Origin of the sequence: Microbacterium rhizophilum, from assembly GCF_039605615.1 — a bacterium.
GTDB classification, from domain to species: Bacteria; Actinomycetota; Actinomycetes; order Actinomycetales; family Microbacteriaceae; genus Microbacterium; species Microbacterium rhizophilus.
The window spans coordinates 27,634-43,800 of record NZ_JBCNUN010000004.1 but is presented as its reverse complement, the minus strand read 5'-3'; the positions used below and the strand labels follow the sequence as shown (position 1 = coordinate 43,800).

Here is a 16,167-nt window from a genome sequence, read left to right as displayed (position 1 = left end):
GCAGGTAGGCGGGCTGGATCGCGGTCGCGAAGCCCTCCATCAGGAGATTCAGGCTGTCCATGTGAGGCTCCTCACCACTCGGTTCCGAAGAGGGGCAGGGACAGGCCGAGCACCTGGCCGAACACGAGGTACGTCAGCACCCCGAGGCCGGCGCCGATCAGCAGGGCCTTCCACCACGACCGGGCGCCGAGCGCGAGCGACGCGCCCGTGAACATGATCGTGACGGCGATCGGCCATCCGGCGTACGGGATCGTGACGAGCAGCGACGCGAACGAGAGCACGACCAGCAGCACGGTCCGCCAGGAGGTGCCCGCGCTCTCGTCGAGGTCCTCGCTGTCCTCGGGGGTGCCGACGTCGCCGCGCAGCACGGCGACCGCCGCGGCGACCGAGGCGACCAGCATCAGGCCGTTGATCGCGTAGGGCAGCACGCGCGCGCCGAGCACGTTGGACGAGCCGACCGGCTCGCGGATCGCCCCCGTCATGACGAGCGCCACGATCGAGAACACCAGGATGATCCCGATGAAGACGAGCTCGCCCAGGCGGCGTGCGCGGGGCGCCGCGGTCTCGACGACCGCGGCGCCCTTCGTGATCGGAGGCTGGCTCATCACTCGATGAGCCCGATCGTGCGCAGCGTCTCCTGCGTCGTGGTGATGTCCTCCTCGAGGAACGAGGTGAACTCCTCGCCCGTGGCGAACGCGTCGGTCCAGCCGTTGGTCTCGAGCGTCGTGGTCCACTCCTCGCTGTCGTGCAGCGACGTGACCAGGTCGACGAGCGCCTCCTTCTCGCCGTCCTCGATGCCGCCGGGGGCGATCAGGCCGCGCCAGTTGGTGAGCGTGACGTCGACGCCCTCGTCCTGCAGCGTGGGCACGTCGGGCAGCAGGGCCGCCGGCTGGGCCGACGAGACGGCCAGCGCCTTGAGCTCCCCGGCCTTGATCTGCTCGGCGAACTCACCGACGCCGGAGATGCCCGCCGCGACCTGGCCGCTGAGCAGCAGTGTGACGGCCTCGCCGCCGCCGGAGTTGGCGATGTAGTTGAGCGAGCCCGCGACGTCCTCGACGCCGGCGTTCTCGAGCAGAAGGCCCGCCAGGATGTTGTCGATGCCGCCGGCGGAGCCGCCCGTGATCGGCAGCTCGGCGCCCTTGTCGGCCCAGTCGGACAGGAAGTCGTCGAGCGTGTCGTACTCGCTGTCGCCGGGCACCACGAGCACGAGCGGCTCCTCGGTGAGGCGTGCGATCGGCGTCGTGTCCTCGATCCGGTTCTCGGATGCGTTGGTCTCGACCGCGCCGACCATCACGCTGCCGGTGACCATGAGCGTGTTCGGGTTCGTCTCGGTCGCGAGCGATGCGAGCCCGATCGTGCCGCCGGCGCCGCCGATGTTCGACACGGGCGCGGAGGTCACGAGTCCGGACGCCGTGAGGGCCTCGCCCGCGGCGCGGGCGGTCTGGTCCCAGCCGCCGCCCGGGTCGGCCGGGGCGATGACGGCGACGCTGTCGATCGCGGCCGCCTCGCCCCCGGCGCCGCCGTCGGCCTGGCCGCTGCAGGCGGTGAGTGCGATCACCGCCGCGCCGGCGAATCCGGCGAGCAGGCGGTGGGCGGTGCGTGAACGCGTGTGCTGTGTCATGGGCTCCTCCTCGAGTCCAGTCGTGCCGCGCGGGCGACGCCGATGCCGCCGCGGGATCCCCCGGAGCTTAGGACGGCGCCGCCGGACGCCGCGGCTTGCGTTCAGAACGGGAGGTTTCGGTCGTTGTGGTCCCCGCCGGCGGCCGGATCGCCCGGGTCCGGTCGCCTACCATGGGCGCGTGGTGAAGGCGATGACGCTCCGCACGCAGCTCGTGCTGCTGCAGGTGATCATCGTGCTCGCGATCGTACCCACCGTGGGGCTCGCCGCGATGTGGACCCAGGAGCGGCAGCTCCGCGAGGCGTCGCAGGAGCGGATGATCGACGTCGCCCAGTCGGTCGCGCGGCTCCCCGCCGTGCTCGACGCGTACGACGATCCGGACCCGGCGTCCGTCATCCAGCCGATCGCCGAGCTGATCCGCCAGTCGTCGGGCGTGGCGTACGTCGTCGTCACGGACGACCAGGGGATCCGGTATTCGCACCCCAACCCCGAGCGGATCGGCGAGCACGTGTCGACGGATCCGAGCGTGGCGCTCTCGGGCGACATGTACGTCGGCACCGAGACGGGCACGCTCGGCGAGTCGTGGCGCGTCAAGGTGCCGGTGTTCGACGACCGCGACGTGATCGGGCAGGTGTCGGTCGGCATCCTGTGGTCGGACCTGCGCGCCGACTACGTGGCCGACATGACGGGCTTCGCGATCGCGCTGGGCGCCGCCACCGTGATCGGCGTCGTCGCCGCGACGGGCGTGGCCCGGATGGTGCGCCGCCGGATCTACGGGCTCGAGCCGGACGAGATCCGCGGGCTGCTGGAGACGCGCGAGGCGACGCTGCACGGCATCCGGGAGGGGCTCATCGCGTTCGACGAGGACGGCCGGGTCTCGCTGTGCAACGACGCCGCGGCGCGGCTGCTCGGGGTGGACTCGCCCGCGGCGGCGGTCGGGCGGGCGGCGTCCGACCTGCTGGAGCAGGATCTCGCGGCGCTGGTCGACGAGGCGGGTCCCGCCGGCGCGGAGACGCCGCAGCGCCTGGTGCTCTCGGGCGAGCGCGTGCTGGTCGCCCGCGCCGCGCCGGTGCGGGTGGACGGGCGCGACGTCGGGACGGTCGTCATCCTGATGGACCGCACCGAGCTGGATCACGCGCTGCAGCAGCTGGAGGGTGCGCAGAGCCTGGCGGAGGGGCTGCGCGCGCAGCAGCACGAGTTCGCGAACACGCTGCACACGCTGGGCGGCCTGATCGAGCTCGGCGAGACGGACGCCGCCATGCGGGTGATCGAGCGCTCGGGCGACGGCGGCGCCATCACCCGCGTCGACGCGCACGACGGCATCCAGGACATCGAGCTCGCGGCGCTGCTGCTGGCCAAGCGCGCCCGCGCGCGCGAGCTCGGCGTCGACATCGCCGTGACCGACGACACCTCCCTGCCGCCGGGTTGCGGCGACGAGTCGGATCTCGTCACGGTCGTCGGCAACCTGCTCGACAACGCGATCGACGCGGCGGGCCGCGGCGGCCGGGTCGTGCTGCGGATCCACGGCGACGCGGACGGCGTGGGCATCGTCGTCGACGACGACGGCCCCGGCATCGCCGAGGGACGCCGCGGCGAGGTCTTCGCCCTCGGCTACTCGACGAAGGGCGCCGACGGCCGGCGCGGCTACGGCCTCACGCTCGTCGCGCGGATCGTCGAGCGGCTCGGCGGGTCCGTGGAGGTCGGCCCCTCCCCCACAGGGGGCGCGCGGTTCACAGTCGCGCTGCCGGGCACGGCGGCGCGGGGCGTGCCCGAGGCCGCGCCCGGGGCGCGCGCGTGACCCGGTTGCGGGTGCTGATCGTGGAGGACGACTTCGCCGTCGCCCATGTCACGCGCGGATTCGTCGAGCGCCATCCGCGCTACGAGGTCGTCGGCGTCGCGTCCACGGGATCCGAGGCGCTGCGCGAGCTGCGCGAGCTCGACCCCGACGTCGTGCTGCTCGACGTCTACCTGCCCGACATGTCGGGCATCACGGTGCTCGGCCGCGCCCGCGCCGCCGGCTCGCGCGTCGAGGTGATCGCCGTGACCGCCGCGCGCGACCTCGACACCGTGCGCGTCGCGCGCGCCCACGGCGTGCACCACTACCTGGTCAAGCCGTTCCCCATGCACGCGCTGCACGAACGACTCGATGACGTGTGGCGCGCGCACGAGCGCGACGCCGCGCTCGCCGCTGCGGCGGAGCTGGATCAGACGGCCGTCGACGCGCTGATGCGCCGCGACGCGCTCGCCTCGGCCGGGCAGCGCAAGGGCGTCTCGCCGCTCACGCTGGAGCGCGTCGCCGAGGCCCTCGAGTCGGTCGCCGAGCCGGTGTCGGCCGCGGAGCTGGGCGAGGCCCTCGGCATGTCCCGCGTCAGCGCGCGCCGCTACCTCGAGCGGCTCGTCGAGGCCGGCCTCGCCGCGCGGGCACCCCGCTACGGCCACGCCGGACGTCCCGAGCTGCTGTACTCGCCACGGCGCTGACGGGCGACGCCGTGGCATCGGCCCGGTCGCCAGGGTGGGGTCCGGATTGTCCACACCCGGACCCCGCTCAGTCGCGCGCGCGTAGCCTTGACGGGTGAGCGACCAGATGGAACTCCCCCGCCGACGCGCGAGCGTCGAGGTGCTGCGCGCCGAAGCGGCCGAGGAGCTCGGGGCGCTCGTGCACGAACGGCTGCGCGGCGGCGAGGACCCCTGGGAGTTCATGGAGGACCTCCCGACGGTCGACGAGCTCGTGGTCTTCACGCTCCGCGCCGAGCACATCGAGGCCGACGGCGGACTGCGACCGACCGGCGCGCGCAACCAGCGCCTGCTGCGCCTGATCGCCCAGGAGTACCCCGAGCTCACCCGCGCCGTGTGGCGCCTCATCGGGCAGGAGAACACGCACCGCCGCTGGGATGCGGTGGTGCGCGTCATCGACAGCCGCTGAGCGTCAGGCGGCCGCGCGTCGCTGCTTGCCGGGCAGCAGGAATCCGAGCGCCACGGCCAGCACCGTGAATGCGATCGCCCACGAGAACGCCGCGGCTCTCGCCGCGTGTGCGCGAGACGCCGATGGCGCTCTCGCGATCCGATCCGCCCTGTTGACATCCCGCTCGCATCCGCTAACGTACAACCAAATGGTTGTACAAACTGAGCTCACCGACGACGAGGTGGACCGGATCTTCCGGGCCCTCGCCGATGCGACGCGCCGCGACATCCTCCGCCGCACCCTCGCGGGCGAGGCGACGGTGTCGCAGCTCGCCGCCGCCTACGACATGTCCTTCGCGGCGGTGCAGAAGCACGTCGCGGTGCTGGAAGGAGCGGGGCTTGTGACGAAGCACCCGCAGGGCCGCGAACGCATCGTCCGCGGCGACCCCGAGCGGATCCGGCGCGCCCAGGCGCTGCTGGATCGGTTCGAGCAGATCTGGCGGGGCCGCATCGCCCGGCTGGACGAGCTGCTCACCGAAGACTAACCGAAACGAGAAGACGAAAGGCAGATCATGCCCCTCACCTCCGTCGAGAAGGACCTCGACGCCCTCACGATGACCATCACGGCCGAGTTCCCGGTGCCCGCGCGGCGCCTGTGGGACGCCTACGTCGACCCCCGCCAGATCGAGCGGTTCTGGGGACCGCCGGAGTGGCCGGCCACCTTCACGCGCCACGACGTGTTCCCCGGCGGCACCTCGAGCTACTACATGACCGGCCCCGACGGCACGCGGTCCGGCGGCCTGTGGCTGTTCGACGCGGTCGACGGCGGCCGATCGTTCACGGTCCGCGACGGCTTCGCCCGCGAGGACGGCACGCTGAACACCGACATGCCCACCGTGCTGATGACCTTCTCCTTCGAGGAGGCGGACGCCGGATCGCGCCTCGTGACCGTCACGACGTTCCCGTCGCTCGAGGCGATGGAGCAGCTCGTCGAGATGGGCATGGAGGAGGGCGCCACGGCCGCCATGGGCCAGATCGACGCGGTGCTGGCCGACCTGCGCTCGTTCGCGGCCGAGCTGCCGACCGCGGCCCAGCTGATCGGCGAGACGCAGGTGCGCATCAGCCGCGTGATCCGCGGCACGGTCGAGCAGGTGTGGCGCGCGCACCACGAGCCCGAGCTCATGAAGCGCTGGCTGCTCGGCCCCGACGGCTGGATCATGACGGTCGCGGACGTCGCGCAGAACGTGGGCGACCGCTTCCGCCAGGAGTGGACGCGCGAGGACGGATCCGACGGGTTCGGCTTCGAGGGCGAGCTGCTCGAGTCCGACTCGCCCCATCGCGAGGTGACGACCGAGGCGATGATCGGGATGCCGGGCGAGCCCGCTCGCAACGAGCTCACCCTCACGCCCGTGGAGGGCGGCACGCTGCTGACGCTCATGATCACCTACCCGAGCGCCGAGGTGCGCGAGACCGTGCTCGCCACGGGCATGACCGACGGCATGGAGATCAGCTACGCGCGGCTCGAGGACCTCGTGCTCGTCAGCTGATCCGCATGATGTGACGGGCTTGCGGGACGCAGCGCGGCCGGTGAGGCCGCCGAGCGCACGTCAGTCCCACCCTCCCGTCAGATCGTGCAGCAAGAGCCCGCGAACGACGGAACCCCTGGCCGAGGCCAGGGGTTCCGTCGTGAGGCATGAGGGTTACTTGAGGAACTCCGCGAGGTCCTGCTCGAGCGCGAACTTCGGCTTGGCGCCGATGATCGTGGTGGCGACCTCACCGCCCTTGAAGACCTTCATCGCCGGGATCGAGGTGATCTGGTACTTCATGGCCAGATCCGGGTTCTCGTCGACGTTGAGCTTCAGGATCGTGATCTTGTCCGGGTTCTCGGCCTGGATCTCGTCGAGCACGGGCGACACCATGCGACACGGGCCGCACCAGGCAGCCCAGAAGTCGACGAGCACGGGGCCGTCGGCCTGCAGCACGTCCTGCTCGAAGGTGGCCGAAGTGGTGGCCTTGGCGGTCATGTCTGTCTCCTTCAGTGAAGTCGTTCACCGTCCGCAACGCGGACGGGGCGGAAGTTGTTCCCTACGCGTGCGCCTCGACCAGCTGGTCCTCGGCGGGCTCGGGCTGGCCGGCGTCGCCGCGCGCGGCGAGGTAGTGCTCGGCGTCGAGGGCCGCGACCGTGCCGCTCGCGGCGGCCGTGACGGCCTGGCGGTAGGACGGGTCGATCACGTCGCCCGCGGCGAACACGCCGGGCACGGACGTGCGCGACGAGCGGCCGTCGACGGCGATCGTGCCCTCGGCGGTCAGGTCGAGCTTGTCGTGCACCAGGTGCGTGCGCGGGTCGTTGCCGATCGCGATGAACAGGCCCTCGAGCGCGAGGTCGCGCTTCTCGCCCGTCACGGTGTCGTTCAGCGTGACGCCGGTGACGGCACCGTCGCCCAGGACGTGGACGACCTCGGCGTTCCAGACGAACTCGATCTTCTCGTTCGCGAGCGCGCGATCCTGCATGATCTTGGACGCCTTGAGGGTGTCGCGGCGGTGGATCACGTAGACCTTCGAGGCGAACTTCGTCAGGAACGTGGCCTCCTCCATCGCGGAGTCGCCGCCGCCGACGACCGCGATCGTCTTGTCGCGGAAGAAGAAGCCGTCGCACGTGGCGCACCACGAGACGCCGTAGCCCGAGAGGCGGTCCTCGCCCTCGATGCCGAGCTTGCGGTACGCCGAGCCGGTCGCGAAGATCACGGCCTCGGCCTCCTCGACCTTGCCGCTGCCGAGCACGACCCTCTTGATATCGCCCGAGACGTCGAGCTCGGTGACGTCGTCGTAGGCGATCTCGGCGCCGAACCTCTCGGCCTGCTCCTGCATCTTCGCCATCAGATCCGGGCCCATGATGGCCTCGGGGAAGCCGGGGAAGTTCTCGACCTCGGTGGTGTTCATGAGCTCACCGCCGACCTCGACGGAGCTCGCCACGACCAGCGGCTTCAGGTTCGCGCGCGCGGCATAGATGGCGGCGGTGAATCCTGCCGGTCCCGATCCGATGATGATGAGCTGTCGCACGTGCGCCTCCTAGGGGTTCCGAGTGCCAGAACACATGGTACGTCCGGGGTATTCCATAGATCAACGTCTATGAGATCTTCCGGAGGCGGGATCAGCCGCGCAGGGCGTCGCGCGCGCCCCGCCCGAACAGCAGGCCGAGGCCGACCATGGTGATCGCGAGCGCGAGGTGCAGCCAGTTGTCGGCGGCGTTGAGCGGCACGATGTTCGCGTCGTGGTCGTGCGGCACGAACAGTCCGTACAGCCAGAGCAGGGCGTACACCGCCCCGCCCAGGATCAGGTACGCGCGTGATCGGCCGAACGTGCCGGCCGCCGCCAGGCCCACCGCTCCGAGCACGAGATGGACCACGTTGTGCAGGATCGAGACCTGGAAGACGCCGAACAGCATCGCCTCCGACGAGTGTCCCGCCAGCTCCAGCGACTCGACACCCGACGTCAGGCCGGGGATGAACCCGCCGATCCCGATCAGGACGAAGACGATGCTGTACACCAGCGCCGTCACCTGCAGGGGCGTCTCGGCGTACGTGCTGCTGGTGCGGGGTGCCGTGCTCATGGGGTGCGCCTCTCTCCGCCCTGGTCGCTCCTCGACGGAACAACAGCAAACCAGGACCGCCCCGCGTCACACAGTGGGTTGACGCGGGGCGGTCGAGGTGTGCGGCGCGGGGGACTATCCGGCGAACAGCGGCATCACCGACGTGATCGTCTGCCAGAGGCCGTACGCGAGCGGTATGCCCACGACGAGCCAGGACACCACCAGGCGACCGGTCTGCGATCCGGATCCGTCGCGCGATCCGTCGAGGGACTCGCTCACTTCGCCACCTCCTCCGTGACGGGGGCCGCGGCATCCGACGCGGGCTCGTGGAACCTCGAGGCGACCGGCCGGACCAGCAGGTTCGCCACGAACCCGACCGCGAGCACGCCCACCATGGTGAGCAGCGCCGCGCGGTAGTCGCCCGCCACCAGCTCGCCGGGCTTGCCCTGCGCGTCGAGGAAGCCGTTGATGATCAGCGGTCCCGCGATGCCCGCCGCCGACCACGCGGTCAGCAGCCGGCCGTGGATGGCGCCGACCTGGAACGTGCCGAACAGGTCGCGAAGGTACGCCGGGATCGTCGCGAAGCCGCCGCCGTAGAACGACAGGATCACCGCGGCCAGCGCCACGAACAGCAGCGTGCTCGTCGCGCCGACGGTCGCGAGCAGGGCGTAGAGCACCACGCCCACGCCGAGGTAGATCATGTAGATCGGCTTGCGGCCGAGGTAGTCGCTGGTCGACGACCAGACGAAGCGCCCCGCCATGTTGAACAGCGACAGCAGCGCGACGAACCCCGCGGCCGTCGTCGCCGTCACGAGCGAGGCCTCGCCCGTGCGGAAGAAGTCCTGGATCATCGGGCTCGCCTGCTCGAGGATGCCGATACCCGCCGTGACGTTGCAGAACAGCACGATCCACAGCAGCCAGAACTGCGGCGTCCTGATGGCGCTGCGCGCCGACACGCTCGCGGTCGTGACGAGCGGCTTGCTCTTCACCGACGCGGGATCCCAGCCGGCCGGCTTCCAGTCCGGCGCGGGCGTGCGCACATTGAACACGCCGAGCATCATGACGAGGAAGTACGCGATGCCGAGCGTCACGAACAGCAGCGCCACCGCGGATCCGGAGGCCACCGACGTCGAGTCGGACGGGTCGTAGGCCGGGTCGTACAGCGCCATCAGCTGCCGCGAGATCGGCGAGGCGACGAGCGCGCCGCCGCCGAATCCCATGATGGCCATGCCGGTCGCGAGGCCCGGGCGATCCGGGAACCACTTGATCAGCGTCGACACGGGCGAGATGTACCCGATGCCCAGGCCGATGCCGCCGATGAAGCCGTAGCCGACGTAGACGAGCCAGAGCTGCGACGTCGCGATGCCGAGCGCGCCGACGAGGAAGCCGGATGCCCAGAAGCAGGCGGACGTGAACATCGCCTTGCGCGGACCGACCTTCTCGACCCACGTGCCGAGCACGGCGGCCGAGACCCCGAGCATGACGATGGCGATCGAGAAGATGATCCCGATCGCCGTGAGCGAGGTCCCGAAGTGCGCGACCAGGGCGTTCTTGTAGACGCTGGTCGCGTAGGCCTGGCCGATGCAGAGGTGGATGGCGAGGGCCGCCGGCGGGATGAGCCAGCGGCTGTAACCGGGCGGTGCGATCGTGTGCTGCCTGTCGAGGAACGACACAGTACTCCCTTGTACTCGAGCGGCATGACGCTCTTCCGCGCCTGGCCGCGATGTCCCGAAAGATATCGATGGCGGGGAGAGCCCACAATGGCGACGGCGTCGTGCTCCCGGTGAGCGGGATCGCGACGCGTGTGCCGGACGAGCGGTCAGCGGCCGGCGAGGCGGCGGACGAGGCCCACCGCGGTGCGCAGCTCGGGAGCGCGGAACAGCGCCAGGATCGCGATGTAGACGGCGAGCGCGACCGCGCCGATCACGCAGACGCCCAGGGCACCCTGGATCATCCCGGTCGTCATCCAGCCGGCATGGGACCCGGCGAGGACGTATACGCCCCAGCCCGCGGCGGCGGCGGGGAGTGCGGCGAGAGTGAAGCGCGCGATCGCCCACAGGTTGGCCCCCATCCCGAGCGACCCGAGGCGGCGGTGCAGCAGCCAGCTCGCGAGGATCACCTGGGCGAGGCTGGAGAACGACTGGGCGGTCGCGACCGCGGCGGCCAGCAGTTCCTGGGGCACGAACAGCGGCATCAGCAGCGCGAGCCCGATGGCGATCGCCGCCTGGAACAGGGTGAAGAGGAACGGCGTGCGCGTGTCTCCGTACGCGTAGAACGTGCGCTGGATCACGAACTGCACCGCGAGCGGCACGAGGCCGAGGAGGAAGCCGATCAGCACGGGAGCGAGCGCCACGGCCTGGTCCGCGCTGTTGGTGATGATGCGCGCCGCGGGCACGGCCGCGACCATCACGGCCACGGCCGCGATGACGACCAGGAGTCCGAGCGTGCGCATCGCGCGGCCGATGTCCGCGCGCACGTCCTCGTCGCGGCCCGCGCCGGCATGCTCGCTCAGCTGCGTGAAGTACGGAGTGCCGATCGACATCACGATGATCGAATACGGGAGCATGAACACGAGCCACGCGTTGTACCAGGCCGCCGTCGCGGCGTTCTCGCCGGATGCGCCCGACAGCACGATCTGCTGGACGCTCGAGACGCCGAGCCCGACCAGGAGCATGGCGACCGTCCACCCGGCGAGGTTCCGGATCTCCCCCATGCCCATGCCCCGCCAACGGAAGTCGGCGCGGATCCGCAGGCCCGTGCGGCGCCAGAAGAACAGCAGGAGCAGGGTCTGCGTCACGATGCCGAGTGTGGTGAGGCCACCCAGAACGGCGATCATCGTCGGATCCCAGTGGGCGAGCTGATTGCGCTGCCCGCCGAACAGGTTGATGAACAGGATGAAGCCCGCGATGGAGACGACGTTGTTCGCGATGGGCGCCCACGCGTACGGACCGAAGACGCGGCGCGCGTTGAGCGTCTCGCCGAGCAGCGCGAACATCCCGTAGAAGAAGATCTGCGGCAGGCACCAGAGCGCGAATGCGGTCGCGAGGGCGTGCTGGGCGGGCGTGAACTTCGCGGCGAACGCGGTGACCAGCAGGGGTGCGCACAGCATGGCCGCGGCCGTCACGCCGAGCAGGATCACGGCGGCGAGCGTGAAGAACTTGGAGATGTACGCCTGGCCGCCGTCCTCGTGCCGGCTCCATTTCACGACCTGCGGCACGATGACGGCCGTCAGGACGCCGGCCGAGAGCACCTGGAAGATGTAGTTCGGCAGCTGGTTCGCGATCGCGAACGCGTCGGCCGCGCGTCCGATCGAACCGATCGCGAGCACGAGCACCGTCGCACGCAGGAGGCCGGTGACGCGGGACACGAGCGTGCCCGCGGCGATCAGCGCGCTCGCGCGGCCGAGACTATGCATCCGGGTTCCTCTCCGCGGTATCCGTCGGCTCCGCATCAGCCGGCTCGGCGGTCGTGGCGGTCTCGGCGTGGTGGCGGCGGCGCCGACGGATCGTGCGGACGATGCCGGTGCCGATCAGGCCCACGACGAGCACGACGAGCACGGCGAGGCCGATGCGCTCCCAGTCGGCGCGCACGGTGACCTCGACGGTCTGCCGTGGGCCGATGAGCTGGCCGGTGGGGCTGATGAGCGTCAGCTCGATGTCGACGTTGCCGCTGCCCACGCGCGCCTCCACCGGCACCTGCACGGCCAGGCTGCTGCTCGGCTGCACGGTCACCGTGGTGGTCTCGGTGACGTGCAGCCGCGGATCCGCGGGGCGGGCGCGCAGCGTGACGCTCGCCGGGTGGGGCAGGTCGTTGCGCACCCACACGGGGAGATCCGCGCCGGCGCTGAGCAGGTTGACGGGCGTCGGATCCTGGATGCCGACCGCGTCCGCGCGCTCGCGCGTGCGGTCGCGGAAGCCGCCCAGCGCATCCTGCCAGCCGTCGGGGCGCGTCGCCCACGTGACGCCGAGCAGCTGCAGCGCCTCGGCGCGGACGAGCCCGGTGAGCGTCTCGGGGCGCTCGAGGACGGTCGCGGTGACGCCCACGCGCTGCTCGGCGTCGCCGATCTCCGAGACGAACGCGGTGCGGCGCTCGTCCGCGGCGGTGTCGCTCGGCGTGATCGGCGCCCGCTCGGCCTCGAGCAGATCCCGCAGCGGCTGCGGCTCGACCGCGGTGCTGAGCGTCACGACGTCGATCGCCGCATCGAGCTGCGCCTCGAGGTCGAGCGGCGGCTGATCCGCCTCCTCGCCGTCGGGCGTCGGCTCGGTGCCCACGCCACGGTCGAGCGCGACGAGCAGCGGCGCGTCGCCGGCCTCGCGCCCGGCGAACCACAGCTCGGCCGTCGCGGCCGCGGCGGCGGCGGTGCGCTCGCCCTCGTCGCGGGCCCGGGCGACCTCGTCGAGCGCATCGGAGGCGCCGGCGTCGTACACGAGCACGGATCCGCCCTCCGTCGTCACGCCCGCGGCGGGCACGGCGGCTCCGCCGGCGCCCTCGGCCGTCGCGCTCGACGGCGTGAGCGTGACCGCGTCCTCGTCGGCGGCGTGCAGCCCGTCGATCACGTCGGCGCCCGCCTGCCCCGGCACCGGCCAGTAGAGCGAGCCCTCGGCGTCGCCGATGTCGAGCAGGTCCTCGAGGCGGGGACCCTCCGCCTCGGCGCCCTCGTCGCCGGGCGCGCTCGCCGGGGACTGCGTCGGCGTGGGCGACGGCCCCTGTTCGGACTCGGGAGCCAGGTACCCCTCGAGCGACAGCGGCTGGAGCGGGGCCGAGAGCCCACCGCGCAACTGCGCGGCGACGTCCGCGTCGCCGAACTGCAGCGGGAAGCGATCGTTCGCCAGCATCATCAGGCGCTCGAGCCACTCGACCGCGGTCAGCGGCGCGTTCTCGCCGAGCGCGCGGATGGCGGCGGGGATCGCCGGGTCCACGGCGAGGATCGCCTCGGATCCGGCGACCGCGTCCAGCTGCGCCGTGAGGTCGCCGTCCGTCGCGGTCAGATCGGCGAGCCGGTCCGCGTCGAGGAGGCCCCCGTCGGCGACCGGGGAGGTGATCGGGAGCACCAGGCCCACGGGCTCGGCCGCATCGGAGACGACCACGACGCTGTCCGCGGCCGCGTCTCCGTATCGGGCGCGCAGCGGATAGACGCCCGGTTCCAGGGCCGCGAGCACGCTGTGGTCGCCCGGGACCGTGATGGCGACGGTGTCGGTCTCGCCCGCCGCGATGTCGTCCGCGGAACCGACGCCGACCGGCGTCATCTCGACGCCGCCGTCGACGCCGCGCAGCCACGAGCGCAGGTCGTCCCGGTCGTCGAGCGGGTCGCGGCCGAGCTCGAGCCGCGCACTGGAGCCCTCCAGCGCCTGGTCTGACGGGTTGGCGATCGTCACGGTGGCGGTGAGGGGCGATCCCGGACGCAGCACGCCGCGCGAGGTCGCGGCGACCGTCAGCTCGGGCGGCTCCTCCTCGGCGACCGCCGCGCGCGCGGGCGTCGCCCACGACAGGCACAGGAGCGCGGCGAAGGCCGCAGCGGCGAGAGGGGCGAGGAGGCGGCGCCTGCTGCGCGCGGCCCGGCCCCGGGGGAGGTCCGTCGTCATGGTGAGCTCTGATCGCGGCTGCGCCGGACACGGCCCAGAAGCAGATCCTCTCGATTCTACGGAGACGCCTGGGGATCCTCCGGACGCGACGGGCCGCGCGAGCGCCCGGATGCGCCGTGCCGCCGCCGTGTCAGGCGCTCTCCCGCACGACGAGACGGGTCGGGACGAGCGTGCGATCGGGGGTGTCCGGATCGCCTTGGATCGCCGCCAGCAGCAGGCTGACCGCGCGCCGGCCGAGCAGATCGAAGTCCTGCGCCACGGTGGTGAGCGGCGGCTGGAACTCGGCCGCGTCCGCCACGTCGTCGAACCCGACGACCGCGACGTCGCCCCTGCCCGCCTCGCGCAGGGCGCGCAGCAGGCCGAGGGCCATCTGATCATTCGCCGCGAACACCGCCGTCACGGCGGGATCGGCCGCGAGCTCCCGCCCGCGGGCGAAACCCGACGTCGACGTCCAGTCGCCACGCACCGGATCCGGCCGCCGCGCGCCCGGCTGGGCCTCGCGCCATCCCCGCTCGCGCTCGTCGGCCGCGTAGGAGCCGGCGGGCCCCGCGAGGTGGTGCACGGAGGTGTGCCCGGCGGCCCGCAGGTGCGCGACCGCCGCGGCCGCTCCCCCGGCGTGGTCCGAGGCGATCGCGGTCAGGCCGGCCGCGGGCGGCGCGTCGACCGCGACGAGCGGGAAGACCGGCGCCGCTCCCGCGCGCACCGTGGGCGTCGCCTCGTTCAGCGCGATCGCGCCGTCGACGCCGTGGTCGTCGAGCGACCGGTAGGCCGCGGCGAGCGCCTCGGGCGTGTCGTCCGCCAGCGTCAGCACGAGAACGGCGTGGTCCTGCGCGGCGCCGGCAGCGACCACCGCCTCCAGCATGCGGGCGTTGCCGACCGACGCCAGCGTGCGCACCAGCACGCCGAGCGTGCGCGTGCGTCCCGTGCGCAGCGCGCGGGCCGCGCGATTGGGACGGTAGCCGAGCTCGGCCATCGCGGCCTCGACGCGCACGCGGGTGTCCGGATCGACCCGCGCGGAGCCGTTCGCGACGCGCGAGACCGTCTGGCCCGACACCCCGGCCAGACGCGCGACCTCCGCGGCCGATACGCTGCGCGCCATCCCGGCTCCCCTGCTCGAACTCCGACGTCATCTTGCGGACCCGCCGCCCGCACGTCCTATCATGCATGTTGACGTCAACACACGTCACTCCCGCGAAGGAAACCGGATGACGAACCCCACGAACCCCGTGCCCCCGGCCGTGCCGCTCGGCGGCGGCGTGGTGCGCCGCGCCGCCCTGCTCGCGGATGGCCGCGACCTGATCTACTACGACGACCCCGCCACGACTCTGCCTCCCGAGCGCCGCGTCGACGAGCGCGAGCTCGCCCCGCGGCCGGACACCGCGACCATGCGCCGCGATGTGCTGACGGGCGACTGGGTCTCGGTGGCCGCCTCGCGGCAGAGTCGCGTGGTCATGCCGCCCGCGGAGCTGGACCCGCTCGCGCCGCAGACGCCGTCCAATCCGTCGGAGCTGCCGAGCGCATACGACGTCGCGGTGTTCGAGAACCGCTCGCCCTCGTTCGGCCCCGCGCTCGACGAGGCGATGGGCGCCGCCCCCGCCGCCTCCGACCCGGCGCGCGGCCTCGCGGACCTCGACGCGCCGGGCCTCGGTCGCACCCGCACGTCGGTCGGGCGGTGCGAGGTGGTGTGCTTCAGCCCCGAGCGGACCGGATCGTTCGGCACCCAGACCGTCACGCGCGCCCGCACCGTGATCGAGGCGTGGGCGGATCGGACCGCGGCGCTGTCGGCGCTGCCCGGCGTGCGGCAGGTGTTCGTGTTCGAGAACCGCGGCGCCGAGATCGGCGTGACCCTCCAGCATCCGCACGGACAGATATACGCGTATCCGTATGTCACACCGCGCACCCGGCTGCTGCTGAGCGCGATCGAGCGCGAGGGGGCGGATCTGTTCGACCGGATCATGGCGTTCGAGGCCGCGGGCCCGCGCGTGCTGCTCGAGGGCGAGCACTGGATCGCGTACGTGCCGTTCGCGGCACGCTGGCCCATCGAGGTGCACCTCGCGCCGCGTCGCCACGCGCCGGACTTCGCCGCGCTGACCGCCGCAGAGCGCGACGAGCTCGCGCCGCTGTACCTGCGGCTGCTGCGCGGGCTGGACGCGCTGTACGGGACGCCGACTCCGTACATCGCCGCGTGGCACCAGGCCCCGGTCGAGGTCGGGCGCGATGCGGCGCGGCTGCACCTGCAGCTGACCTCGCCGCGCCGCGGGGCCGACAAGCTCAAGTTCCTCGCGGGCTCGGAGGCGGCGATGGGCGCCTGGATCGGCGACATCCCGCCCGAGCAGGCCGCCGAACGCCTCCGCGAGGCGCTCTCGACGATCACGGAGGTGAGCGCGTGAGCGCGCGGCAGCAGGCCGAGGAGCTGTTCCGCGCGCTGACGGGCCGCGCCCCCGAGGGCGTGTGGTCGTCCGCCGGTCGCGCGAACC

16 protein-coding genes are annotated in these 16,167 nt (G+C 72.4%); 6 read left to right on the top strand and 10 right to left on the bottom strand.

Features of this window, described 5'->3' with window-relative positions; all coding sequences use genetic code 11:
• Positions 1 to 71: 71 nt before the first annotated feature.
• Together AAD528_RS08650 and AAD528_RS08645 are read right to left on the bottom strand one after the other, a co-directional pair.
• The gene (locus AAD528_RS08650) at positions 72 to 605 is read right to left on the bottom strand and encodes a tripartite tricarboxylate transporter TctB family protein (protein WP_345751673.1); all 534 of its coding nucleotides are present in this window, start codon (positions 603 to 605) and stop codon (positions 72 to 74) included.
• Positions 605 to 1,621, bottom strand: a complete 1,017-nt coding sequence (locus AAD528_RS08645) for a Bug family tripartite tricarboxylate transporter substrate binding protein (RefSeq protein WP_345751672.1) — start codon at positions 1,619 to 1,621, stop codon at positions 605 to 607. The genes AAD528_RS08650 and AAD528_RS08645 overlap by 1 nt, the downstream gene beginning before the upstream one ends.
• Before the next feature lie 178 nt (positions 1,622 to 1,799).
• Between AAD528_RS08645 and AAD528_RS08640 the strand changes: the two genes are divergently transcribed.
• The 5 genes from AAD528_RS08640 (at position 1,800) to AAD528_RS08620 (ending at position 6,066) form a co-directional block, all read left to right on the top strand.
• On the top strand, positions 1,800 to 3,416 hold the full coding sequence (locus AAD528_RS08640; RefSeq protein WP_345751671.1) for an ATP-binding protein: 1,617 nt from the start codon (positions 1,800 to 1,802) through the stop codon (positions 3,414 to 3,416).
• Positions 3,413 to 4,096 (top strand): response regulator, encoded by a 684-nt coding sequence (locus AAD528_RS08635; RefSeq protein WP_345751670.1) that lies wholly within the window; start codon positions 3,413 to 3,415, stop codon positions 4,094 to 4,096. Before AAD528_RS08640 ends, AAD528_RS08635 begins: the two co-directional genes overlap by 4 nt.
• 106 nt (positions 4,097 to 4,202) lie before the next feature.
• Positions 4,203 to 4,541 (top strand): tryptophan synthase subunit alpha, encoded by a 339-nt coding sequence (locus AAD528_RS08630; RefSeq protein ID WP_345751902.1) that lies wholly within the window; start codon positions 4,203 to 4,205, stop codon positions 4,539 to 4,541.
• Between the two features lie 187 nt (positions 4,542 to 4,728).
• The gene (locus tag AAD528_RS08625; protein ID WP_345751669.1) at positions 4,729 to 5,064 is read left to right on the top strand and encodes an ArsR/SmtB family transcription factor; all 336 of its coding nucleotides are present in this window, start codon (positions 4,729 to 4,731) and stop codon (positions 5,062 to 5,064) included.
• A gap of 27 nt (positions 5,065 to 5,091) precedes the next feature.
• Positions 5,092 to 6,066: an SRPBCC family protein gene (locus tag AAD528_RS08620; protein WP_345751668.1), complete on the top strand. Its 975-nt coding sequence runs from the start codon at positions 5,092 to 5,094 to the stop codon at positions 6,064 to 6,066.
• Between the two features lie 153 nt (positions 6,067 to 6,219).
• Here the strand turns inward: AAD528_RS08620 and trxA are convergent, their stop codons facing one another.
• The 8 genes from trxA to AAD528_RS08580 all read right to left on the bottom strand — a co-directional run bounded on the left by trxA (position 6,220) and on the right by AAD528_RS08580 (position 14,789).
• Entirely contained in the window at positions 6,220 to 6,543 is a 324-nt protein-coding gene (gene trxA / locus AAD528_RS08615) for a thioredoxin (RefSeq protein WP_203136661.1), read from the bottom strand.
• Between the two features lie 61 nt (positions 6,544 to 6,604).
• Positions 6,605 to 7,579, bottom strand: a complete 975-nt coding sequence (gene trxB, locus AAD528_RS08610; RefSeq protein ID WP_345751667.1) for a thioredoxin-disulfide reductase — start codon at positions 7,577 to 7,579, stop codon at positions 6,605 to 6,607.
• A gap of 91 nt (positions 7,580 to 7,670) precedes the next feature.
• Positions 7,671 to 8,129: a DUF4383 domain-containing protein gene (locus tag AAD528_RS08605; RefSeq protein ID WP_345751666.1), complete on the bottom strand. Its 459-nt coding sequence runs from the start codon at positions 8,127 to 8,129 to the stop codon at positions 7,671 to 7,673.
• A 114-nt stretch (positions 8,130 to 8,243) separates the two neighbouring features.
• Entirely contained in the window at positions 8,244 to 8,387 is a 144-nt protein-coding gene (locus tag AAD528_RS08600; protein ID WP_345751665.1) for an MFS transporter small subunit, read from the bottom strand.
• Positions 8,384 to 9,781, bottom strand: coding sequence for an OFA family MFS transporter (locus tag AAD528_RS08595; RefSeq protein WP_345751664.1), 1,398 nt, complete (start codon positions 9,779 to 9,781; stop codon positions 8,384 to 8,386). Before AAD528_RS08595 ends, AAD528_RS08600 begins: the two co-directional genes overlap by 4 nt.
• Positions 9,782 to 9,927: 146 nt before the next feature.
• The gene (gene murJ, locus AAD528_RS08590; protein WP_345751663.1) at positions 9,928 to 11,523 is read right to left on the bottom strand and encodes a murein biosynthesis integral membrane protein MurJ; all 1,596 of its coding nucleotides are present in this window, start codon (positions 11,521 to 11,523) and stop codon (positions 9,928 to 9,930) included.
• Complete coding sequence (locus AAD528_RS08585) at positions 11,516 to 13,690, bottom strand: DUF6049 family protein (protein ID WP_345751662.1); 2,175 nt, start codon at positions 13,688 to 13,690, stop codon at positions 11,516 to 11,518. The genes murJ and AAD528_RS08585 overlap by 8 nt, the downstream gene beginning before the upstream one ends.
• Positions 13,691 to 13,820: 130 nt before the next feature.
• Entirely contained in the window at positions 13,821 to 14,789 is a 969-nt protein-coding gene (locus tag AAD528_RS08580) for a LacI family DNA-binding transcriptional regulator (protein WP_345751661.1), read from the bottom strand.
• Positions 14,790 to 14,895: 106 nt separating this feature from the next.
• Between AAD528_RS08580 and galT the strand changes: the two genes are divergently transcribed.
• Positions 14,896 to 16,080, top strand: a complete 1,185-nt coding sequence (galT, locus tag AAD528_RS08575; RefSeq protein ID WP_345751660.1) for a galactose-1-phosphate uridylyltransferase — start codon at positions 14,896 to 14,898, stop codon at positions 16,078 to 16,080.
• Positions 16,081 to 16,167 lie beyond the last annotated feature (87 nt).